The sequence below is a fragment of the Bacillus sp. EKM420B genome, assembly GCF_011065565.1.
Classification (GTDB): domain Bacteria; phylum Bacillota; class Bacilli; order Bacillales; family Bacillaceae; genus Bacillus; species Bacillus velezensis.
In genome coordinates, this window is the sequence record NZ_JAAMNX010000001.1 from 955,580 (window position 1) to 977,675 (window position 22,096).

General features: G+C 41.5%; 26 protein-coding genes. 19 read left to right on the plus strand and 7 right to left on the minus strand.

The genetic code is table 11. The features are described 5' to 3' along the window. The first annotated feature begins 209 nt into the window (after positions 1-209). The gene (locus G9F48_RS04490) at positions 210-395 is read left to right on the plus strand and encodes a hypothetical protein (RefSeq protein ID WP_003154035.1); all 186 of its coding nucleotides are present in this window, start codon (positions 210-212) and stop codon (positions 393-395) included. Between the two features lie 228 nt (positions 396-623). Here G9F48_RS04490 and adhP read toward each other — a convergent pair whose 3' ends face one another. Continuing rightward, a complete protein-coding gene (adhP, locus tag G9F48_RS04495; RefSeq protein ID WP_165409087.1) occupies positions 624-1,640 on the minus strand; it encodes an alcohol dehydrogenase AdhP in 1,017 nt (338 codons plus the stop codon). Between the two features lie 312 nt (positions 1,641-1,952). Between adhP and G9F48_RS20030 the strand changes: the two genes are divergently transcribed. The 9 genes from G9F48_RS20030 (at position 1,953) to G9F48_RS04540 (ending at position 8,823) form a co-directional block, all read left to right on the plus strand. Continuing rightward, the gene (locus G9F48_RS20030) at positions 1,953-2,096 is read left to right on the plus strand and encodes a hypothetical protein (RefSeq protein WP_154066727.1); all 144 of its coding nucleotides are present in this window, start codon (positions 1,953-1,955) and stop codon (positions 2,094-2,096) included. A 152-nt stretch (positions 2,097-2,248) separates the two neighbouring features. Further along, positions 2,249-2,713, plus strand: a complete 465-nt coding sequence (locus G9F48_RS04505; RefSeq protein ID WP_156734996.1) for a hypothetical protein — start codon at positions 2,249-2,251, stop codon at positions 2,711-2,713. Between the two features lie 32 nt (positions 2,714-2,745). Beyond that, the gene (locus G9F48_RS04510; RefSeq protein ID WP_156734995.1) at positions 2,746-3,384 is read left to right on the plus strand and encodes an HIRAN domain-containing protein; all 639 of its coding nucleotides are present in this window, start codon (positions 2,746-2,748) and stop codon (positions 3,382-3,384) included. A 51-nt stretch (positions 3,385-3,435) separates the two neighbouring features. Then, positions 3,436-3,849, plus strand: a complete 414-nt coding sequence (locus G9F48_RS04515; RefSeq protein WP_156734993.1) for a UPF0715 family protein — start codon at positions 3,436-3,438, stop codon at positions 3,847-3,849. A gap of 35 nt (positions 3,850-3,884) precedes the next feature. Beyond that, a complete protein-coding gene (locus tag G9F48_RS04520) occupies positions 3,885-4,646 on the plus strand; it encodes an N-acetyltransferase (protein ID WP_165409088.1) in 762 nt (253 codons plus the stop codon). Positions 4,647-4,863: 217 nt separating this feature from the next. Next, positions 4,864-5,406: a GNAT family N-acetyltransferase gene (locus tag G9F48_RS04525; protein WP_165409089.1), complete on the plus strand. Its 543-nt coding sequence runs from the start codon at positions 4,864-4,866 to the stop codon at positions 5,404-5,406. Positions 5,407-6,057: 651 nt separating this feature from the next. Then, complete coding sequence (locus G9F48_RS04530) at positions 6,058-6,690, plus strand: DUF3885 domain-containing protein (RefSeq protein WP_165409090.1); 633 nt, start codon at positions 6,058-6,060, stop codon at positions 6,688-6,690. Between the two features lie 225 nt (positions 6,691-6,915). After that, complete coding sequence (locus tag G9F48_RS04535) at positions 6,916-7,989, plus strand: LLM class flavin-dependent oxidoreductase (RefSeq protein WP_165409091.1); 1,074 nt, start codon at positions 6,916-6,918, stop codon at positions 7,987-7,989. A 213-nt stretch (positions 7,990-8,202) separates the two neighbouring features. Further along, positions 8,203-8,823, plus strand: a complete 621-nt coding sequence (locus tag G9F48_RS04540; protein WP_003154023.1) for a lytic polysaccharide monooxygenase auxiliary activity family 9 protein — start codon at positions 8,203-8,205, stop codon at positions 8,821-8,823. A gap of 164 nt (positions 8,824-8,987) precedes the next feature. Here the strand turns inward: G9F48_RS04540 and G9F48_RS04545 are convergent, their stop codons facing one another. The 4 genes from G9F48_RS04545 to G9F48_RS04560 form a co-directional block, all read right to left on the minus strand. Further along, a complete protein-coding gene (locus G9F48_RS04545) occupies positions 8,988-9,086 on the minus strand; it encodes a YjcZ family sporulation protein (protein ID WP_003154022.1) in 99 nt (32 codons plus the stop codon). Positions 9,087-9,874: 788 nt separating this feature from the next. Next, complete coding sequence (locus G9F48_RS04550; protein WP_146276841.1) at positions 9,875-10,411, minus strand: stress protein; 537 nt, start codon at positions 10,409-10,411, stop codon at positions 9,875-9,877. 285 nt (positions 10,412-10,696) lie between these two features. Beyond that, positions 10,697-10,858: a hypothetical protein gene (locus G9F48_RS04555; RefSeq protein WP_165408826.1), complete on the minus strand. Its 162-nt coding sequence runs from the start codon at positions 10,856-10,858 to the stop codon at positions 10,697-10,699. 168 nt (positions 10,859-11,026) lie between these two features. Then, positions 11,027-13,444, minus strand: coding sequence for a peptidase G2 autoproteolytic cleavage domain-containing protein (locus G9F48_RS04560; RefSeq protein ID WP_165409092.1), 2,418 nt, complete (start codon positions 13,442-13,444; stop codon positions 11,027-11,029). A 379-nt stretch (positions 13,445-13,823) separates the two neighbouring features. Between G9F48_RS04560 and G9F48_RS04565 the strand changes: the two genes are divergently transcribed. The 4 genes from G9F48_RS04565 to G9F48_RS04580 all read left to right on the plus strand — a co-directional run bounded on the left by G9F48_RS04565 (position 13,824) and on the right by G9F48_RS04580 (position 16,431). After that, on the plus strand, positions 13,824-14,258 hold the full coding sequence (locus tag G9F48_RS04565; RefSeq protein WP_003154017.1) for a dUTP diphosphatase: 435 nt from the start codon (positions 13,824-13,826) through the stop codon (positions 14,256-14,258). Between the two features lie 276 nt (positions 14,259-14,534). Beyond that, positions 14,535-15,356, plus strand: coding sequence for a poly-gamma-glutamate hydrolase family protein (locus G9F48_RS04570; RefSeq protein ID WP_094246900.1), 822 nt, complete (start codon positions 14,535-14,537; stop codon positions 15,354-15,356). 108 nt (positions 15,357-15,464) lie between these two features. Continuing rightward, positions 15,465-15,614 carry a hypothetical protein gene (locus G9F48_RS04575; protein ID WP_003154013.1) on the plus strand — a complete coding sequence of 50 codons (150 nt, stop codon included), beginning with the start codon at positions 15,465-15,467 and terminating at the stop codon, positions 15,612-15,614. Further along, positions 15,601-16,431 carry a prohibitin family protein gene (locus G9F48_RS04580; protein ID WP_003154011.1) on the plus strand — a complete coding sequence of 277 codons (831 nt, stop codon included), beginning with the start codon at positions 15,601-15,603 and terminating at the stop codon, positions 16,429-16,431. The genes G9F48_RS04575 and G9F48_RS04580 overlap by 14 nt, the downstream gene beginning before the upstream one ends. A 27-nt stretch (positions 16,432-16,458) precedes the next feature. Here G9F48_RS04580 and G9F48_RS04585 read toward each other — a convergent pair whose 3' ends face one another. Next, entirely contained in the window at positions 16,459-16,908 is a 450-nt protein-coding gene (locus G9F48_RS04585; protein ID WP_156734987.1) for a YndM family protein, read from the minus strand. Between the two features lie 141 nt (positions 16,909-17,049). Here G9F48_RS04585 and G9F48_RS04590 point away from each other — a divergent pair, with 141 nt between their 5' ends. Beyond that, positions 17,050-17,478 carry a hypothetical protein gene (locus G9F48_RS04590; protein WP_101563054.1) on the plus strand — a complete coding sequence of 143 codons (429 nt, stop codon included), beginning with the start codon at positions 17,050-17,052 and terminating at the stop codon, positions 17,476-17,478. Positions 17,479-17,784: 306 nt separating this feature from the next. On the opposite strand, the gene lexA is transcribed toward G9F48_RS04590, so the two are convergent. Further along, complete coding sequence (lexA, locus tag G9F48_RS04595) at positions 17,785-18,405, minus strand: transcriptional repressor LexA (RefSeq protein ID WP_003154004.1); 621 nt, start codon at positions 18,403-18,405, stop codon at positions 17,785-17,787. Between the two features lie 156 nt (positions 18,406-18,561). Here lexA and yneA point away from each other — a divergent pair, with 156 nt between their 5' ends. The 4 genes from yneA to tkt all read left to right on the plus strand — a co-directional run bounded on the left by yneA (position 18,562) and on the right by tkt (position 22,011). Beyond that, positions 18,562-18,873 (plus strand): cell division suppressor protein YneA, encoded by a 312-nt coding sequence (gene yneA, locus G9F48_RS04600; protein WP_003154001.1) that lies wholly within the window; start codon positions 18,562-18,564, stop codon positions 18,871-18,873. Positions 18,874-18,888: 15 nt separating this feature from the next. Continuing rightward, on the plus strand, positions 18,889-19,539 hold the full coding sequence (locus G9F48_RS04605) for a YneB family resolvase-like protein (RefSeq protein WP_003153998.1): 651 nt from the start codon (positions 18,889-18,891) through the stop codon (positions 19,537-19,539). A 68-nt stretch (positions 19,540-19,607) separates the two neighbouring features. Then, positions 19,608-19,841, plus strand: a complete 234-nt coding sequence (locus G9F48_RS04610; protein ID WP_003153997.1) for a DUF896 domain-containing protein — start codon at positions 19,608-19,610, stop codon at positions 19,839-19,841. Between the two features lie 166 nt (positions 19,842-20,007). Beyond that, positions 20,008-22,011 carry a transketolase gene (tkt, locus tag G9F48_RS04615; RefSeq protein WP_069013572.1) on the plus strand — a complete coding sequence of 668 codons (2,004 nt, stop codon included), beginning with the start codon at positions 20,008-20,010 and terminating at the stop codon, positions 22,009-22,011. Positions 22,012-22,096: the final 85 nt, after the last annotated feature.

Consider the following 22,096-nt stretch of genomic DNA (forward strand, 5'->3'; position numbering starts at 1 on the left):
AACTGGTCAATGCATGAAGATGATTTTACGCTAATGTTTTACAAGGCGATCTTCTCACTTGAGTTAAAGAACAAGACGATTGTTAACCCTGTGCGGGTACGTAACAACTGAAAGAAAGTAAATTCCCGGGCAAGGAGTATTTCTTTAACCTGAAACTTTTATAAAGCATTAACGTATTACTTTATAAAGGTAAATAAGGAGGCTTATGAATGGGATTAAAAAATTTCTTTAATACTGAGTTAAAATGCTCTATCTGCGGAAAAACATTAAAATCAGGGGATGAGATAACAGCTTATCTTACACTTCCGAGTGAGAAGAAAATGCCTGTGGGGAGAATGGACAAAGTGTTAAGCAAACACTCTGATAAGGTCTGCTGTAAAAAGTGCAGTGAGTAGGTTTTTAGTGTTATGAGGAACCTCTGGTGAGCTACGCTTCGGCAATGAATGACCTTCCATTATATTGTATCAGGGTTAGTTAAGAGAGTACTTGCAAAATGAATAACCGCCGAATGGCTGTAAAGTTTCTTTTCTGAACTAAATGACAAAGTCTCATTCAGTCTGGGTGGGGCGCTGACCAAGAATAGAGATCAAAGGCTGCCGTATCATTCCCGGCAGCCTTAATGATTAGGAAGTAAAATCGATAACCATGCGGCCGGTCACTTTACCTTGCTCCATTTCTTCAAAAATATCATTCACATCTTCGATCGGGCGTTTTGTCACTTTAGGTACAACTTTGCCGTCCGCAGCAAATTGAAAAGCTTCCTTCAGGTCTTCTCTGGTACCTACTAATGAACCTACTACCTGAATTCCATCTAACACAAGACGTGGAATATCTAAATCCATTTTGTCCACCGGTAAACCGACTGCGACTACACGGGCTCCTGCTTTTACAACATCAATCGCTTGATTGAAAGGGGTTTTAGAGACAGCCGTGATGACCACAGCATCAAGCCCTAAATCGTTAGTCACTTCTTTTGCCTTAGCGACGGGGTCTTCGTTTAAACTGTTTACAACCGCATCAGCGCCTAAGCTCTTAGCAAAATTCAATTTTTCATCGCTAATGTCGAAAGCAATCACTTTAGCGTTAAAGACGTTTTTTGCATATTGAACAGCCAAGTTGCCTAAACCGCCGACTCCAAATACACCGATCCATTGACCTGGTTTAATTTCACTGACTTTAACCGCTTTATAAGTTGTTACACCTGCACAAGTAATGCTGCTTGCTGCTGCAGGATCTAAATTTTCCGGTACCTTTATTGCATAATCAACCGCTACGATTGCTTCTTCAGCCATTGCGCCGTCAACTGTATAGCCGGCATTTTTTACATCCCGGCACAAAGTTTCCCGGCCAGTTAAGCAATATTCACAGCAGCCGCAGCTTTCAAACATCCAGGCAATAGAGACGCGGTCACCTTTTTTCAGGCTTGTTACGCCTTCACCAATCTCAGTCACAATGCCTATTCCCTCATGACCTAAAGTGACGCCAGTAACATCCCCGAAATCAGCATTTTTAACATGCAAGTCAGTATGACATACACCGCAGTATTCCATCTTAACTTTGGCTTCACCATGTCGCAAAGGACGTAATTCTTTTTGTACGATCGCTATATTTTTGTCTTTTGTTGCTACTACAGCTTTCAAATCATACACCCCTTTCAAATATTAGCAGAAAATTTTTACTTATCTTACAATTTAGCATACTGCTCTTATTTTGAAAACCCTTACATTTTTGCGGGCAAGTGTCTCTACAAAAATTGAGGGAGCTATGAAGGGAGGATTCTATGGATGATTTGTCATCCGAATGGTGTTTAAATGGGGGTTTGTCTCCAAATGCACAGAATGCTTTGCTTTTGTGGTCATAATCTTTCTATAGATATTTGACTTGCACTGCAGAGAATTACACTGGCAGGATATGAGTTTACCTTTAGTGAAAAGAATTTCACGGGTAATCATTTGAACTTGAGCTCGGCTGATAAGGTGAATGGTGATGCAAACAGAAATCATTACTTATTGATCACAAAAGAAGCAGGCTGCGGAGATGTGTGGATTAAAGGCTTTTACGGATTCGAACACGATGAGCCGGATGCAGATTGGTGAGCGATACACAGTCAAGGTATTTCCTTGACCTTTTTTATGGGTATACTGATAATTAAAAGTAATCATAGTATACTAAAGTTACAATAAAAGTAACGAAATACAAATTTTAAGGAGTTGCATAAAATCATTCTTTTAAAGAGAAGGGGATCAGGTTGGATCAGTTAATAAATCCTACGAAACATTCTTTTTATTTTAGGCTAAGTAAACATGACTGTTATAAAGTTAGAACAGGAAAGTGCTCCTTAGATTTAACTGATAAGGAATTTAATGCTTTAGAAGGCGAAGAGCATGAATATGCATTAAAATGCAGAAGATTGGCTGCGCACTACATAAAACCGGACATGCATAAAAAACATTCAGGAATATATGCAAGCATAAATGCTTGCGGTCATATTTCGTTTAGTGATGGTCAGCACAGGATGTGTATCTGCAAAAGGTCAGGTGTCGATGAATTACTTATTCATTTATCAAACAACGGAGATTATATATGTCATATATGCCAGGACAAAAACAAAAAATTAACAGTTAAAGAAAAATTGAAGCAAAGGTTTTTTAAAAAGGATTCGAATAAACTTGCAAGAGAAAATGATTTTATTGATGATGAGTTTTTTGATTAAACCAATCTTTTATTTCAAATGGAGGGGTACATTTGGGTATACTCAACTTTTTCAAGAACAAAGTTAAAAATGAACAAAATGAGAATAAAAATAATAATATGAACACTGTTGGCATTAATAACGAAACAGAGATGGTATCGAAAAAAGAAAATTTCCCAATCTTGATTCAAGAGACAGGCTTCTCAAGGAAATATGAAGAAAAGTCTGCATTTTTCGAGTATATAGACTTTAAGGTTGCAGGAACATCACACTATCAAAAAGATATTAAGAAAGCCATCAAGACTGAGGATGAAGACAGCTTTTTCTTCGATGAAAAATATGATGGTATGACAAATAAAGAGATTCTAGAATCAACTTTTGATGAGCCGATATTTATTTATCATAATTCCCTTTTCTCAAATTGTGAATTGCGGTTAGAAGAGAACAACAAGTACGATCCGGAAGCTATAGCTGTCTATGTAAATGATTGCAAAGTAGGACATGTTCCTCGAAAGAATTTTCAAGAAGGCAAGAAATACATTTACGATCAGTTAAAGAGTGGTATAAGGCACCCGATATCAGCAAGTTTGTATGGAGGGAAATATAAAGTTAACCGCGATGATACAAAGATTGAAACAGGAGAAACAGATTATAAAATTGAATGTCAAATAGTGATTAAAACAGACAAATAGACAATAAAACTACGATATTGTAAGTGCGAAGTAAATGAACGGGGCGGTGACTTGAAGCTGAATTCAACAAGATTAAAGAGCTATACCTACACATTGGCTTTTTCAAGTTTGTCGTATGGTTTGATTTTCGGGCTATATATGTTTGTATACTCGGGTTTTGTGCCAATTGCATTAGTTACTGTAGTTATCATTGCTTTTTACGCATTGATTACTTACTTTTTGTTTGCTGTTCCTGTGCAACTATGGCTAAGAAAGAAGCCTAAAAAGTTTAGTTTGGTTCATCTTTTCATTTATACCGCAGTCGCTTTTTTAGCTGTGTTCTTGTTCTGGCACATAGGTAATCCGTCAATTGATTTCACGGTTTTCAGAAGTTTCATTTATTACATAATGAGCATTGCTGCTGCGTTCATATATTGGTACTGGGACTCTATATTTCTGAGAAATTACAATGTTCACCGGAAGTAAAGCTGATGTTCCCAAAAGAAAGCGGGTGAGGAAAAATGGAATACATTGAGTTGACTAGGGACAATATTGATGACAATCATATTTGCTGTGCGTTAGGTACGAAACAATATGAGGATGCGGTAAATGAAAAGAAGAGCTGGCTCAAAGATCGGATGAGTGATGGCTTGGTGTTCTACCGCCTAAACGAACGGGCCAAAGTTTTTATTGAATATTTACCTGCAGAAGAAGCGTGGGTCCCGGTAAGTGCACCTAATTTTATGTTTATTAATTGCCTTTGGGTCTCAGGTAAATATAAGAATAACGGACATGCGAAACACTTGTTAGAAAAATGTGTGTCAGATGCAAAATCCCGCGGTATGGATGGGATAGTTCATATAGTGGGGAAGAAAAAACTCCCTTATTTAAGTGATAAGCATTTCTTTGAACATATGGGATTTGCTGTGCAAGATGAAGCAGAACCCTATTTTCAGTTGATGTCACTGACGTGGAATGAACATGCACATCCTCCTGTATTTAAAAAACAGGTGAAAAGTAATTCCGTTAATGATGAGGGAATCACAATATTTTATACAGCCCAATGCCCATTTGCAGTCGGAGTGTTAAAGGATTTAAAGGAACTGACTGAAAAGAAAGGACTTCATTTTCAGGCCCGGCGAATAACGACAAAAGATATGGCGCAAAAATCCCCGGCAGTTTGGACGACTTTCAGCGTGTTTTATAAGGGGACATTTCTCACTCATGAGATGATGAGCGTAAATAAGTTTGAAAAAATACTCAATAAGCTTTTAATGGCTTAACTTTGTTTTATTACTATTGCTCGTTTCTATATTCGATACTGAGGGTTTTTCACGAAAATTGTTCAGTACTTTACATTGCGGGCGGCAAATGAATGATTATTGTTTTTGACAAAGATGATACCACCCATCATTATAGTAAAAATAGATTGTGATAAGTTCTTCAACAAACGAAGAAGTTCTTTTCAAAGGTCGATAACAATGAAACAGGAGACTGCAAATGCAAAAAATTGAAACCCATCGCTTAATTTTAAGAAATTTTACCGAGAAAGATGCGCAAGGTCTGTTGGAATATTCGGCACATCCGAGAGTGAATTGCTTTCTTGATGACAGAATATCTACGTTAGAAGAAGCTGCCGTAAACGTTCAAAAAAGAAGCCGAGATGACTCTTATATTGCAGTTTGTTTAAAAGACAGTAATGATCTAGTCGGAGAACTATTTTATTTAAAAGAAGAGCCAGATACCTATTCCGTTTGTTGGAATTTTAATGCCCGTTTTGAAGGGATGGGATACGCAAGTGAAAGTGCGAAGGCTTTCTTTGAGTATCTCTTTATGCAAAAAGAAGCAAGAAGGCTGTATGCATATGTTGAAGATGATAACTGCAGGTCACAAAAACTATGTGAGAGATTAGGAATGCGTAAAGAAGGTTATTTTCTTGAATTTATTTCATTTACTGAACACGAGGATGGAACACCTAAATATGAAAACACATACCAATACGCATTGCTAAAGAAAGAATGGTTAAAACAAAAACATAGTTAATAGAATTTGTGGGGAAATAACCTCTCCTTTACTGAAAAAACCCTGCTGAAAGCAGGTTTTTTTGTATTTAGGTTACCTAGTAACGATCAAAAAGATTCAGCTTGAAGGTTGGGAAAAACATGAAAATCATTATAGCAATGTTGTAAAATTATAGAGAGGATGATTGTGATGGACATTTTGCAGTTTAGCGACAGAAGGTGCAGGAAGTAATTCGAATGAGCAATGTTCAATTCATTTTGATGCATTTAAAGAAGCGCTTGAGAATGGAAAAGTGGTTGATACTCAAAATGTGAAAAGCAGTTCAGAGTCAAGACCTATTTTACGGTGAGACCGGAAATATGCTCTTAATCTTCTGATGCTGTTCAAAGCTGACACCTCTTGATGCTTATGTATAAGAAAATAATACCATTGAAATATATGTAACATCAATGAATAAGGTTGGAAACGGAGGGGTTCACAGTTGGTGCGATCTTGTGTAAAAGAAAGGATCAGGATGAATGTGACCAGCATCCACCCTGATCAATGGGGTTCACAGTGTTCTATTTCATTGTATTCCAATCGGAATAATATTACAAGGATGAAAAAGAAATAAGCGGAATGTTTTCGGCTTCTTCTGTCTCTGGAGCGGGAAACGGAAAGTGAGATGTTTGAATGAAAATAAATGATTATCTGAAGGAAAGGTTTCCGACTTTAAAATTAGTGTCCGGCATTTATCATCAATGGGACGTGGGAATTCATTTTTCTCTCGGCGGCAATATGTATCAATTTAATGAAAGCGGTGCTTTGAATCTTGAGTATTTTCAGCTTGTTCATCATCAAACCGCCGCACTTTTCAATGAGCTGTTTGAACATAGTGATGACATGTTCCTTGTTGCCAACGTATATAAGCACAAAACTCAAGGTAATCACGCGAGAAAATTAAAGGTTTATCAGCCGTTTCTGAAGTGTAAGGATGATTTATATCGGATTCAGGTGAAGACCTGCCCCTGTCCGTTTGAAGAAGATGATGCAGAAGAATATGAAATGCAGCAGTTTTCTTTATTATGTAAACGGAAAGATCTGCGTATTCCCCAATTACTTAAGGCAGCCGTCCACGAAGATTTTCCGCTGAAGCCAAGGTTCGGGGGCTGTTCCGTTGGGTATCCCGATGTTTTCTTTGTGAATATGACAAAAGATATTATTTTCTTTCTGTATGATGACAGAGGGTGTGAAGTCATCGCTCTTGATGCCGGAAGAATACGAAAGCTTTATGAGCAATATCACGATTGGATTGAATTGGACTGAAAATAAACACATGAATTCGAATCCGCTTGTGCCGGCTTTGTTCTTGCCTAGTACGGCTGCATGAGTATAATGGGCAGAATTGAAGGGCGCCGGAAACTTTTTTTCCTCTTATACCGGCCTTCTGCATGTTAAGCTTCTGTATTTATTTTGAATGAATTCCTATTTATAAAACGGCTGAATAGAATAACATAAAAGCTTTTTTACACAGTGCAGGAGGAGAGAAATGTGAGGGCTGAACACCGTGATTGTATGGAAATTGGAATTTATTCATTTGCAGAATTATATCCCGATCCTCTGACAGGGAAAACAGTCAGCGCAAAGCAGCGGATAGATGAATTGATGAAGCTGGCGAAACTGGCTGACGACGCAGGGCTTGATGTATTCGGTGTAGGCGAGCATCATCGTCTTGATTATGCGGTATCTTCGCCGCCGGCCATCTTATCAGCGATTTCACAGATCACTGAAAATATTAAGCTGACCAGTGCCACGACTGTATTATCCACCGCAGATCCCGTCCGTTTATTTGAGGATTTTGCAACGCTTGATTTGATTTCAGACGGCCGGGCGGAAATCATTGCGGGACGGGGCGCATTTTTAGACTCGTTTCCTCTTTTCGGTTATGACGTAGGCTATTATAAAGAACTGTTTGAAGAACACATTGACCTTTTTTTAAAATTAAATTCGGGGGAAGAATCAGTTACCTGGAAAGGACGTTACCGGCCGCCGCTGCGCGAGGCAGAAATTTCTCCTCGGCCTTTTCGCGGAAGCATTCCGCTATGGTTAGGTGTTTCGGGGACTCCGGAAAGCGCAGAACGGGCCGGGCGTGCAGGTGCGGGCTTGGCATTAGCTGTACTGAGCGGTGATCCGATGTCATCTAAGCCGCTTGTTGACAAATATCGGGAAGCAGCTTCTAAAGCCGGTCATCCTCCGGAAAATGTGAAGGTTGCCGTAACCGGACATATGTTCATTTCAAAAACGAATGAACAGGCAATACAAGAATTTTACCCGTATCATTCAAATTACTGGTCTCACGTTCATTCATATCACGGGATCGATGAGCCTTTAACGAAGGAAGATTTTGAGCGGGCGTCCGGAAAAGAAACAGCTTTATTTGTGGGAAGTTCACAGCAGATCATTGAAAAAATCATGCATCAATATGAGTTGTTCGGGCATCAGCGATTTCTCGCGCAAATCGATATAGGAGGTATGCCGTTTAAAAAAGCCGCGGAAAACATCGAACGATTAGCAGCGGAAGTAGCACCGGTTATCCGAAAAGAAACCGGCAAATCCAGCGAATGAAGTTCTGAGCAAAAGGGGCGGGCCGGTTTTTGGCAATCGCGGATTCGACAACAGAATCGGCCCGGCTTTTTCTTTATGATTATAAAAAACAAAGGGGAAAGCGCGAACCTCATTGCTTTTTCCTATCAAGAAAAGGAAGGTCATTTCATCCTCTATCGTGAAGTGTATATACTGAAAGGTTTTTATTAACAAAAGAGGGAGGATGATGCAGTAATGAAGGGTTTAGTCAAAGCTGCAGTTTTAACTGTTACTCTTGGAATTGGAGGCGCTTTCTATTCAAGTGATGCATCTGCGCACGGGTATATAAAAGAGCCCGTCAGCAGAGCGTACATGGGAGCTTTAGAGAAACAAACATTGGGCTGGACGGCCGCTGCGCAGAAATATGGCTCCGTCATTGATAATCCTCAGTCTGTAGAAGGGCCGAAAGGATTTCCGGCTGCAGGTCCGCCGGATGGAAGAATTGCGTCTGCAAATGGGGGATCGGGACAAATTGACTTCGGTTTAGACAAGCAGACTGCAGATTATTGGGTAAAACAAAACATCCGCGGCGGTTTTAACACCTTCACTTGGTACTACACGGCTCCTCATGCGACATCAAAGTGGCACTATTATATCACCAAGAAAAACTGGAATCCGAATAAACCTTTGTCAAGAGATGAATTTGAATTAATCGGAACGGTAAACCACGACGGTTCCAAGGCAGATACGAATCTGACTCATAAGATTTTTGTGCCGACTGATCGAAGCGGGTATCATGTCATTTTGGGGGTATGGGACGTTGCGGATACTTCCAATGCCTTCTATAACGTCATCGATGTAAATCTTACACAATAATCTATGAATTACTGATCGGCTGCATGTTGATTCATCGGCCGATCTTTTTAGTTTTAATGTGTGAATGAAAAGGGGAAAAACAGCAGAGCGCCATAAACATTTCATTTATGGCGCCGTACGATCATGGAGGTGCTGCTGACATGGATGCGGAGGTAAGAGGATTCTTAATAACCGCCGAGGAATGAAGCCCCAACGATGATTAATAAAATGAATAGCACCACGATTAACGCAAAGGAGCTACCATAACCACCTGAGAATCCCATATAATCTCACCTCCTAAAGAGGATTAATACATACTATGCCGAAATGAAAAGTTTGATAGGGATGCTAGTTTACTTTTTGAAAAAAGGTTATTTAGTCTATATTTCCTCCACATGGCCATCCGTTAAAATGAGTGTAAGCAGGAATCGTACTGCTTCCTGTAATAGAAATGGATAGGCTCATATATTGAGCAGTTGCGAAGAGGATGCGCAGTTGGCTTGTTTTTTTAAAAATGAAAATGTAACACACGCTATTAGGATTGAACCCTTTTGATTCAACGGAACAGGCTGAAGAAATGATTGGTTGGTTTCAAGAGCAGTAGCATGAAAAAAGTGGATGTGATGAGGAATAGAGAAAAAAGATGCGAAAGGCATAATCGGAACCATGTATCAAAACGGACTGCCTGGTGATATACGCGTATACTCCATTCCGAATGGGAACGTAACGATCTAAACAGAAGAACTTCAAGTGTTCTGCGGTAAATAAAAAAAGCCGATGAAGGCTTAAAATTGATTAGACGCTGTAAAGCATTCTTTTTGCTGCGCTTTCTGCAGACGGAGTTTGATTGTAAGAAACGATTCCGATCATCACTAACAAGATAATGAAAACCAATATGCTCCACAACACTATTTTTAAAGACTTTGACATGGCATACCCTCACTTTGAAAGACTTTACCGGGGCTGCGATCGGAGCCCGCACTTCAAGTATAGTCGTTATAACGGTGAAAAATGTACAGTATCCCGTTATCAAAATAAAAACTTGCGGGCGTTGCCGCAAGTTTTCTCTGTATTAAGGTCTGTGGAATTCAATATGCTGATTATCACGATCGAACCATCCTCTGAATGCCCAATTGATCCAGCCCCCGTCTCCTTTGTTATCAAAGGAACCGTCTTCGAAGACCCAGATTCCGTAAGTAATGCCGTCATAAACGGCTGATCCGTAAAATTGAACGCCGTTAAAGCGGTCTTCATATTCTTGATTTAAATTGAACACCATGACGTTGTACTTCTGTCCTGATGCGTAAAATGTTGTTTCCATGACATTTTTTACCCAGCCGGTTCGGTTTTGGTCTGACTTAACTGCTTCAGCTATGCGATCTGCGATTCCGAGAACATCTACGTTTACGTTCAGCCCGGCATCAACACCTGCTGCTTTTACGTTTTGGCCTGCTGTTTGGGATAATTTACTTTCTAACGGATTTGCAACGGGTGAAACGTGAGGCGCATTCGGGTGTTCAGACTGACTGGCTGCTGAGGCACTGGCTGTGAAAGGAATTGTTAGAGATAAAGCTAAGCATGATCCGACTATTGTTCTGGCGATTTTCATGTCTATGACCTCCTGAGGAAATTTTTAAAAATTGTTGCAAATTCATGGTATCGCAGAAAAATTGACCAAGCAAAGAGCAGATTTTCTCAAAAGTCATGTCATTCTATTTATGTTGTTTTCTGTAAATGAAATACTTTTAATCAGGCGAAAAGGGAAGAAAATAATAGAGTCTTTTTATGTATTGTGATAGAATGACCGGATTTTGGGTGAAAATAGCCCGGAGAAACGCCATAATAAGAAAAACACCCGGGATTTACCGGGTGTAAAAAGTGTTGATATGTCAAGTCAGCAGCATTTTTTACATTTTTTGCATTTTCTTTTATAAACAACGATGTAATCATAATCAAGATGCTTTTTATCTTGTTTCTTCTTTTTCTTCTTTTGTTTAGGCTGCTTTGGCTGGTGATCATAATGTCCGTTCATACCCATATCCATACCCATATCCATACTCATATTCCTCCTTTTTTCATCTGACGGTAGTATTCTATGACAGAAAGCATGGATGGCTTGGACAAATGAAACGGTATGCTGAAAAAGAGGCATTTCATTCGGTATAAAAAACAGGATCATACCCGCCCGATAGAAAAGAGAGGAGATGATCCTGATATTGAGACCCTATTTGATAACCGCAATTGCAATGCCGTACCCTTTTTCAGCACTGTATAAGGCCGTCAGTTTCAATACCTTCCAGCCTTCCGCGGCTTTAGTCCCGATTCCGTTATGAGCCGTGATATAATCTCCCGGGCTGACCGTACTGTCGACCCGTACGTAATGCCGGCCGTTGAGTCCGACAATATGCCATTCGTCTCTGGCCGCGCGTGCTTCATAGTCAGCTTCAAGAGCCGGACTGCAGTCCGGGTTTTGTTTCGGTACGCGTACCGTTTCTCCTGTTTCTTCGTCAGTCACATTTTCGTATATGAAACCGCCGAACTCATTTGTCAAAAAGCGGTTTTGCCATCCGAAGCTTGCGGCTCCTGAGATAAAAGCGGCTGTTTCTGAAATGACGCCGAGCATATAATCTCCGACGTGAGCCGGTTCAATTTTTTCGCCTTTCACTGTGACGATCGTCCCGGCGGGAATCGTCTGGCCGGTTACACTTTCAAAATATTCTCCGTACCCTGACAGGGAAGAGGTGACAGCTCCGGCGAACGTACCGTGGCCGCCCGCTGAATCCAGTTTCCATTTGATGGACTGATGCCCTCCGGCAACCGTGTATGGTTCTTCCAATATAATGCTTTCTGATGACAGAATCGTTCTGGAGACTTTGCCGCCCGTAATATGGACATTGTTTGAAGCGGCGATAAATGCTCTTGAACCTTCGGAACTTGAACCTCCGGAAGAGCTGATGATCGCATTTCTGTCACCTCTGGCCGTAATATCGCCTGTTCCCGCAATAACGGCGCTTGTCGGGTTGAATGCAAAACCGGAGCTGGTCGCGAGCTGTGCGCCTCCCTTTAAATTGACGGGGATCTGCTCATAAGTCTGTCCTTTTATAGATGCGGCAGCGCTGTAACCTTCCGCTTGCACCCCGAGAATGACAGCCTGACTGTTAGGGGACGTAATTCCGACGGAACCGCCGTCTCCGATCATCGTGCCGTTCATAATATTTACGTTATATTGGCCTCCGCCGATTGAGATGCCTTTAGGAGAAGACTTGTATATATCAAAATTTAAAATTTTAACATGATCGGTTTTATTAGATCCGCCGGATATATTGATGTCAACCCCGGCTTGTGTAAAGCCGCGTATTTTAATGCCGTTGATCGTAATATTTTGACTGCGGTATTGAAGAGCCACGACTGGATTCCCGCCATAGTCGTATGAGGGATCACCAATAGCTGTGAATCCGTTTACATTAACGTTTTTATAGGCAGAGATGACCAGCGCCCTCGGGGTCACACCGTCATAGAGGGCATTGAATACCGGTTCAATCGCGGTGCAATCGGTTAAAGTAACATCATAAGCCGTCGTGCTTTCGGGGTCTGAGGCCTGATGATGGCCGATATGACGAATATCAAATGAACGTACATCACGATACGAAACATGACCGATAATATGAACATTTTGAGAAGCCGGCCACAGGCTGTGCGCCTTTACCTCAATCCCGCGGATATTTCCGCTCGTATAGTTATTTAAAAGCCACACATGTTTAGAGCCGTCGTCAATTTCAATGCCGTTCGAGTTTGCGCTGCCCTCAGCATGCTCTGTGCCGCGGGGGTTTCCGGAATGGCAGTTGGAAATGAAAATATATTCGCTGTAATGGGTGGTAATGCCGTCGTCTCCGGCGCCGTATGCCACACAGTTATCAATCCATATATAACGGCAGCCGTCTTTCGTCCATTCTGTTTCAGGCAAATGATCGTAAGTCGGAGATGTAATATCTATACCATGCAGACCCGCGTTAACCGTTTCAACATTCTTAATCCAGCCGTATTGCACATTAGCAAACGTTAAACAGCTGGAAAACTGTCCTCCGGGGTTCCTGACTCCGCATTGACGATCAGGATTCCAGTCTAAAGTCATGTTCTGGACAAAAATATTACGGTTTCCATTTTCGTAATCATCGTTAGTAATGACCCATTCGTATGCGGGAGTGTCCTCATGAAGCTTAAGCACGGTAATCCCTTGTCCCTCACCGGAAATAGTAGTCCATGAGGGGAGTTTTATCCCTTGAACCAAAAATTCTCCTGCGGGAACATTTACTTTGACCCGGCCGTTCCCGATCGCTTTCCGAAAGGCTTCTGTATTGTCCCGGCCGTCAGGGACCGCTCCGTAATCCTCCACATTCACTTCCCGGGTGATTTTATTCATAAGCATTTCGTATTCTGTATCAAGCCGTTCTTTTAAAAGTGAGGTGACCATTCCTTCCGCCGTCACCCGGGCATCTGCGATCTCAAGATTATCATCCGTTGCGGAATGCTTAATAAAATTCTGCATCCTTGCTTTGAGATGCTCCAATTCAGAGGGCTGTGCAGGGCGAGACTGCAATGGGGCGTTTAAAGACGGATCAGGAAAGTTTTTAAATTGAACCATTCTAAAGACACCTCTTTCTTTTGATATAAGCGCCTGAGGCAGGGGACAGAAAAGAATCACGCGCCCTTTAAGCGCTTATTCTTCAAATTCTTTATTCAGAACGAAATTCCTTTTGAAACCAAGGTGAAATTTTAAAAAAGCTCTGTTGAAAGAACGGATATAAAGCTTTACATTATTGTAATTGAAACTGTCATGTGAAAATGGAGGAAAAAACTGATAGGAGGGGCCCTCATTTTAGGTTTATTCTCATTGTCTTCGCCGTGCTTCCTCTTCGGCTGCATATACACCAAAATCAGCATTCTTATCAGTTAAATGGTATAATGGGGCACGGATTGGTCATCAATACGACTGAAATAGGGAAGCAAAAGGAGCAGCGAACATGACTTTACAAATCAAAATTAAATATTCAGATGATACGCAAACGAGAATCAGTAAAATTGAACAGGGCGATTGGATTGACCTGCGGGCAGCTGAAGATATAACAATCAAAAAAGGTGAATTCAAACTTATCCCGCTTGGAGTTGCGATGGAACTGCCGGAAGGATACGAGGCGCATGTCGTTCCGCGTTCAAGTACATATAAGCATTTCGGTATCATTCAGACAAATTCAATGGGAGTCATTGATGAATCATATAAAGGCGACAATGACTTCTGGTTTTTTCCTGCATTCGCTCTTCGGGATACCGACATTTCCAAGGGGGAGCGGATCTGCCAATTCAGAATCATGAAGAAAATGCCTGAAGTGGAGCTGATCGAAGTAGACAAGCTCGGAAACAATGACCGGGGCGGACTGGGATCAACAGGCACGAAATAAAACGAAAAAAAGACTGCTTAACAGCAGTCTTTTTTTTATGGAAACAACAGTTACATTCAATTTGTTTCGAGGATTCTTAAATTGGGAAATCAAACAAAACTAAGGAGAAGGGTTTCATTTTTATCATTTAAGCTTTCCGTCTCTTTGAACAGAAAGACTTTCTTAGGTTAAAGGATAGAGGTTGTTTTGATGTTTTTATTCTTCAAGATGAACGGAGGTTTTGTCCAACGTATATAATATTGTGACAAAAGTGTAAACAAAAGAAAGGATGATGTTATGGAAAAAAGGGTTAGAAGAGTAGACCGTAAAGCAGCTGGCAAAGAGGCAGAGCAGAAGAAACCGTCCAAAGTCACCCTGTTCTGCCGTTCGCTTCAAAGGCTGAAGCATTTGTATTGTAACATAAACATACAAATGCCATCAATAACCAAAAAAGGAATTTTAGTTTTAATTTTACCGTTTTTGCTTCTGCCGTTCTTTCGGGCTGATGCCGCTTCAGATATTTACGGCAGTTTCGAGGAATTAAAGCTGAATGAAGATCCTTCCGATTTTTCCATTTCAACGCGGGAGCATGACCCTTCTGTCCTCATATTAGCTATACACGGCGGAGGCATAGAGCCGGGGACCAGTGAGTTAGCCAGAGAAATTGCCGAAAACCGGAGTTTATATTTATTTGAAGGGTTAAAATCAGCCGGTAATGCGGCTCTGCATTTGACAAGTTCGCATTTCGATGAACCTAAGGCCGTGCAAATGGTGAAAGAGCACTCTAATGTCATTTCATTGCACGGTTACGGCAGTGATGATAAAAAGATAAAAATCGGCGGTACAGACAGAGAACGGGCCGAACTTTTGACCGATGTGCTGAAACGGCACGGGTATCCAGCCGTTCTTCTTGGCACAAATGATAAATATGCAGGCGTCAGTCCGAACAACCTTGCCAATCAATCTTCATCCGGATTGAGTATCCAAATCGAAATGAGCACCGGCTTCAGAACATCACTATTTGACACTTTTACGCTGAAAAGCAGAGCATCCACACAAAATAAGACCTTTTATCAATTCACAAAAACGATTTCTGATTTTATCAGTGACAATTATTAATAAGCACGCCTATTTTGTCGGCGGGGCTTTTTCTTTTGAAATTTATGAAACTTTAAGTTCTTAAGATCGTATACATAATTGACAGGATGAAAGAAAAGAGGTGGGCAAATGAAAGTGATGATCGGGTCTATCATTCTTCTTGTCATCATCGGATTCGGTTTATGGCTGATGCTTAGTCCAATCTTTAAACAAGTGGGAAGCGGAGCCAAAAAATTAAAAAAGTCATGGGAGGAAGAAGATCAGCATGAGCGAAAATAAGCGCGGAAACACAAAAAAAATTCTCGGCGGTGTGATTATAGGTGCAGCCCTTTTAATTGCGGGCGTCACAGCGTCACTATTCATTGAAAAAATACCGAACGGTTATGTCGGGGTTGTATACTCACCGAATGGCGGGGTAAAATCCGACACATTGGACCAAGGCTGGCACTTAGTCGGATTATTTAATAAAGTAACGGAATACCCGGTGCGTATGCAGACAGTGAATAATGAAAATATAAAAGTGGCAACCTCTGACGGTAAAAATATTGAAATGGATATCGCTTACAACTATGTCGTGCAGCCTGATAAAGTAGTCGATCTGTTTAACAAATTCGGGGCGGTAGATGTGGAAACGATCGAAAATACATATTTAAAAACAAGGCTGTGGGATGCGGCGCGAAAATCAATCAGCAAATACTCGGTTATTGACACATACGGGCAAAAATCTGCAGAAGCCGCTGCCGATGTTCAAAAGAGATTTGCTGATGATATGAAGAGTCTTGGATTTTTAATTGATGATCTGACGCTTGGCGTACCAAAGCCGGATAAAGCCACACAGGAAGCCATCGATGCAAGGGTGAAGTCTTCACAGGAACTTGAACGGACACAAACTGAAATTAAAATAGCCGAAGCCGAAGCGAAAAAGAAAAAAATTGAAGCGGAAGGGATCGCTGACTATAACGAAATCATTAAGAAATCAATGTCCGATGAAATGATCAAATATAAATGGATTGAAAAATGGGACGGAAAAACGCCGAAAGCGACAGGCACAGACTCACTGCTGCAGCTGCCGCTGGACGATCAGAAGCAAAAGTAAAAAGAGAAGGAGGCGATTGCCTCCTTTTTATGTTTTTTCCTGAGGGTCTTTTTCCGGCACTAATTCTTCAGACGCCTCGGTTTGATAGCTCAATAGCGTGCTATCCGTCTCTGTTGTGTCCTGATAATCTTCGGGAAGTACATATTGCTGCAAATACCGGTGAAAAAATGCCTCAAAAACAGAAATGCAAAGTGCAGAGATAACCGATGCCGCGGCAGGAGAGACATTAAACCCGCCAATGTTCATCAGGAATATCCATAATATAATGAATGAAATTCCGAAATCAGCTGCAACGGCTGTGAAATTGCTTGTTCTCGGCAGAATCATGCAATCACCCGCAAAATAAGTGATTAAACTTAAGATCACTGTAATAAACAGAACGTTTAAAAAGGTTACTTGGTACATAAGATCCAGAACAATGTACAGTAAAGCAAGTGTGAGCGCCGTTTTAGAAGCGAAAGCAATTACGTGTTTCATTTGAACCACCTTCGTTATTTCGTTTATTCTTCATTGTAAGCAATCCGCAAATTTTTAAACTGGTATATAGTGGTTATAAAGTAAAATGTGAATAGACATCACAGGATGCACAAGTTAAAATATGTAAAAAGGGGGATGCAAATGAAAAAATATTGGATATGTATTGCTGTTTTTTTATTATGTTTTAGCGGAATACACTCAGCTAAAGCGGCTACCACTGAATTCGGATCAAAAACAAGCTTCACTTTGGAGGGAAACGCAAAAGAGTTTCATATTGAAAATCCGGGGGCTGTAGCTGCCGACGATTATTTTTTAGGCTATAAGTTCACCATAATGAACGACTCTTCGTGCGGTTTAAGCATGAAACTCCAGCGGATGGCGCTGAACGGAAATTTTTATACATTAAGTTCTAAAAACTACAGCGGCAGCTGGCTAAACCTCAGTGCCCAGGATAAAAAATCAATTGATCCGTATCACAAATACAGGATTCTGGTTGAAAGTTCTTCAAACGTCTGTGGTCCCGTCTATATTAAAGGGTTTTACGGTGTAGAATATTATCATTTTGATTGAAAATAGATACTCGCTAAAGGCAGCGGGTTTTTTTATATTTAAATATAACTTATTGTACTATGTACTAAATATTCATATATAAATTTTGATGCACCCGCCCAAAGAAAAGATAAACAAAAGCAAATTTATCACGCACAAATATACAAAGTTGAAAAATGGATGAAAAGTTTCCTGAGGGAAACATTATTAGTTGACTTCAAAAGTGTGATGTCGGATAATAAGAATGTAAGTTTTTCCTCCTTAGCAGATTCGTTTCTTAAGCCAGGGCGAATCTGCTTTTTTTACGATAAATGAAGTTTAATAGAATTAATGGACGGCTCTGAATACGCCGATCACTTTTCCCAAAATGCTTACGTTTTGCAGGATAATCGGCTCCATCGTCGGATTTTCCGGCTGCAGCCGAACATAATTGTCTTCTTTATAGAAGCGCTTAACCGTCGCTTCATCATCTTCGGTCATAGCTACGACGATTTCTCCGTTATTGGCCGTGTTCTGCTGTTTGACAATGACGTAATCTTTGTCAAAAATGCCGGCGTCAATCATACTTTCTCCCATGATTTCTAACATAAAGACATGTTCGCCCGGAGGAACCATCCGGTCAGGAAGCGGAAAATACTCGTCGATATTTTCAACAGCCGTAATCGGAATACCCGCCGTCACTTTCCCGATGACCGGAACGTTTACGACCTGGCTTTTCGGAATATGGACTTCTTCTTCATCCAATACCTCAATCGCCCTCGGTTTAGTAGGGTCCCGTCTGATCAGGCCCTTTGTCTCCAGCCGCGCCAAATGGCCGTGCACGGTTGAACTGGAAGCCAGTCCTACTGCTTCTCCTATCTCTCTTACAGAAGGCGGATATCCTTTCGTTTTTACCTCTTCTTTAATAAAACGCAGGATATCAAGCTGCCTTTTTGATAGCTTCGTCATATTTCGCACCTCAAAACGTCGATTTTAAGTAGATTATAGCATGATTTTCCTGACAGTACAAACATAGGTTCGAAAAAAACGATTGACAGAAACATTTGTTCGTATATACTGAAAGATATAAAAAGCGAACAAACATTCTTATCGGAGGTTGTTTACATGGCGAAAGAATCTATCATATTTGTCGGGCTGTTTACTGCGATTTTAAGTGCCGCTATTTTACTTGTCTCATGTGCGGGAAATGATCAGTCCCTCAGCCAATATGTTAAAATAAAGGTTCAGGACGGCGATACACTCTGGTCACTTGCGGATCATGTAGCAGAAAAGAAACACATTAATAAAGAAGATTTCATTGAGTGGGTGACGGAGAATAATCATCTCCAAACTGCTGATATAAAGCCCGGAGACGAACTTATTCTTCCGGTTAAGAAGAAGCATCCGGCCGTATATCAGCTGGCCATTGTCAATTAGAGAGGAAAGAGAGAAATGAAGGCGCTCATTTATGCCCGCGTAAGCACAAACAAAGAACAGCAGCAAACGTCATTAAAAAGACAGGAAGAGGAGCTCAGTGAGATTGCTGCTGCAAACGGCATGGAAGTCGTGAAAGTCATTTCTGAGAAAGCCAGCGGTTATGAAATGGACCGCGACGGAGTATTTGAAATGCTTGATGAAATTAAAAAATCACATATTGACGCGATATTGGTGCAGGACGAAACGAGATTGGGAAGAGGAAACGCCAAGATTGCGCTTTTGCATTGTATTTACAGGGAGAACGTAAAGATATATACGACGGCTCATAAAGGTGAACTGGAGCTTTCCGAAGCTGATTCGATGGTACTTGAAATCGTCAGTATTGTTGAGGAATATCAAAGGAAAATTCACAATATGAAAATCCGGCGGGGAATGAAAAGAGCCGTGAAAAACGGCTACAAACCTGAACGGAATCTGAAAAACAGACATGAAAACAGCGGAAAAGAAAAAAAAGAGGTTCCGGTTTCGGAAATTATCAGGCTGAGAGCCAACAAGCTTACCTTTGCAGAAATCGCAGCGACCTTAAGAGGATTCGGCTATGACGTGTCCAAAGCCACGGTTCACCGGCGGTTTCAGGAATATACCGCAGACACAGAAGGCAGCTGACGCGCATCAGTTGTAAAAAAGACTGCGTTTTAGTAGTATATAATCAACACGCACCAAAGGAGCTTATTATGATTTCTAAAGAAAAAATCGCAAGAATTAACGAATTGGCTCAAAAAGCTAAATCAAACACAATAACGGATGAGGAAAAAGCTGAACAGCAAAAGCTTCGCCAGGAGTATTTGAAAGGATTCCGCTCCTCAATGAAAAATACGTTAAAGAGCGTAAAAGTGATTGATCCGGAAGGCAACGATGTCACCCCTGAAAAATTAAAAAGAGAACAACAGAAAAACAATCTTCACTAAACAGAAAGAATACGGCAATACGTATTCTTTTTTCGTATATACTAATATCAGGATGTGCTTTACGACAATTTTCAACAAGTTTATCTCAAATTTAAGCTGAAAGAGTTGAGAAAAAGTCAGCATCGCTTTATGATGAAAAGGTACAACAATAAGGAAGGGGATTATAATGGATACAATTGAAAAGAAATCAGTTGCCACCATTCGTACACTATCTATAGACGCAATTGAAAAAGCGAATTCCGGACATCCGGGCATGCCGATGGGAGCCGCTCCGATGGCATACACGCTGTGGACGAAATTTATGAATGTAAATCCGCAGAATCCGGGCTGGTTTAACCGCGACCGCTTTGTTTTATCAGCAGGCCACGGTTCAATGCTTTTATACAGCATGCTGCATTTAAGCGGATATGACCTCAGCATTGAAGACTTGAAACAGTTCCGTCAATGGGGAAGCAAAACACCGGGACATCCGGAGTTCGGGCATACAGCCGGAGTAGACGCAACGACCGGGCCGCTTGGACAGGGGATTGCAATGGCAGTGGGAATGGCAATTGCAGAACGCCATCTGGCTGAGACATATAACCGTGATTCATTCAACGTAGTTGATCATTATACATACAGTATTTGCGGAGACGGCGATTTAATGGAAGGCATTTCTTCCGAAGCCGCTTCTCTTGCAGGCCATCTTGAATTAGGCCGCCTGATCGTATTATACGATTCTAATGACATTTCCTTAGACGGCGATTTAGACCGTTCTTTCTCTGAAAATGTAAAGCAGCGTTTTGAAGCAATGAACTGGGAAGTTCTTTATGTTGAGGACGGAAACAACATCGCTGAATTGACGGCTGCAATTGAAAAAGCGCGCCAGAATGATAAAAAACCGACTTTGATTGAAGTGAAAACCACGATCGGTTTCGGTTCTCCAAACCGCGCGGGCACATCCGGCGTTCACGGCGCTCCGTTAGGACTAGAAGAGAGCAAGCTGACAAAAGAAGCGTATGCTTGGACGTTTGAAGAAGATTTTTATGTTCCGGAAGAAGTATACGGGCATTTCAATCAAGCTGTAAAAGAAGCCGGCTCGAAAAAAGAACAGGAATGGAATGAACTGTTCGCGGCTTATAAAGAAAAATATCCTGAGCTTGCTGAACAGCTGTCACTCGGCATGAAAGGCGAGCTTCCTAAAGACTGGGATCAGGAAGTTCCCGTTTATGAAAAAGGCAGCAGCCTTGCTTCCCGCGCATCTTCAGGTGAGGTGCTGAACGGGATCGCCAAGAAAATTCCTTTCTTTGTCGGGGGATCTGCTGACCTTGCGGGTTCAAATAAAACGACAATCAAAAATGGAGGAGACTTCACGGCCAAAGACTACGCCGGGAAAAACTTCTGGTTCGGTGTCCGCGAATTTGCGATGGGCGCTGCATTAAACGGAATGGCGCTTCACGGCGGCCTCCGCGTATTCGGCGGCACATTCTTTGTATTCTCTGATTATTTAAGACCTGCCATTCGTCTGGCATCATTGATGGGACTCCCTGTCACTTATGTATTCACGCATGACAGTATTGCCGTAGGAGAAGACGGGCCGACTCACGAACCGATTGAGCAGCTTGCTTCTTTACGCGCACTTCCTAACCTTTCTGTGATCAGACCTGCTGACGGAAATGAAACCGCAGCTGCATGGAAGGTTGCCGTTCAAAGCCAAGATCATCCGACAGCTCTTGTATTGACACGCCAAAACCTGCCGACGATTGATCAGCAGGCTGAAGAAGCGTATGCGGGCGTGGAAAAAGGGGCTTATATCGTTTCCAAAGCAAAAACCGATTCACCGGACGCCCTTCTTTTAGCGACAGGTTCTGAAGTCGGACTTGCGATCGAAGCTCAAGCGAAACTGGCTGAAGAAAACATTCACGTATCTGTAGTCAGCATGCCGAGCTGGGACCGCTTTGAAAAACAATCGGCCGAGTACAAAAACAGCGTGCTTCCTCCGAATGTGACGAAACGTCTTGCGATCGAAATGGGTTCAAGCTTCGGATGGGGCAAATTTACCGGTCTTGAAGGAGACGTTCTCGCAATTGACCGTTTCGGTGCTTCAGCTCCGGGAGAAACAATCATGAAAGAATACGGGTTTACTGCAGAAAACGTGGTTGACCGCGTGAAAAAACTTCTAAACAAATAACGAGACAAAAGAGGATGAGTCAAATCATCCTCTTTTTCCTGTTTATGCGACAAAAATAGAAGGGGCGGCGTAACAGTAATAGACA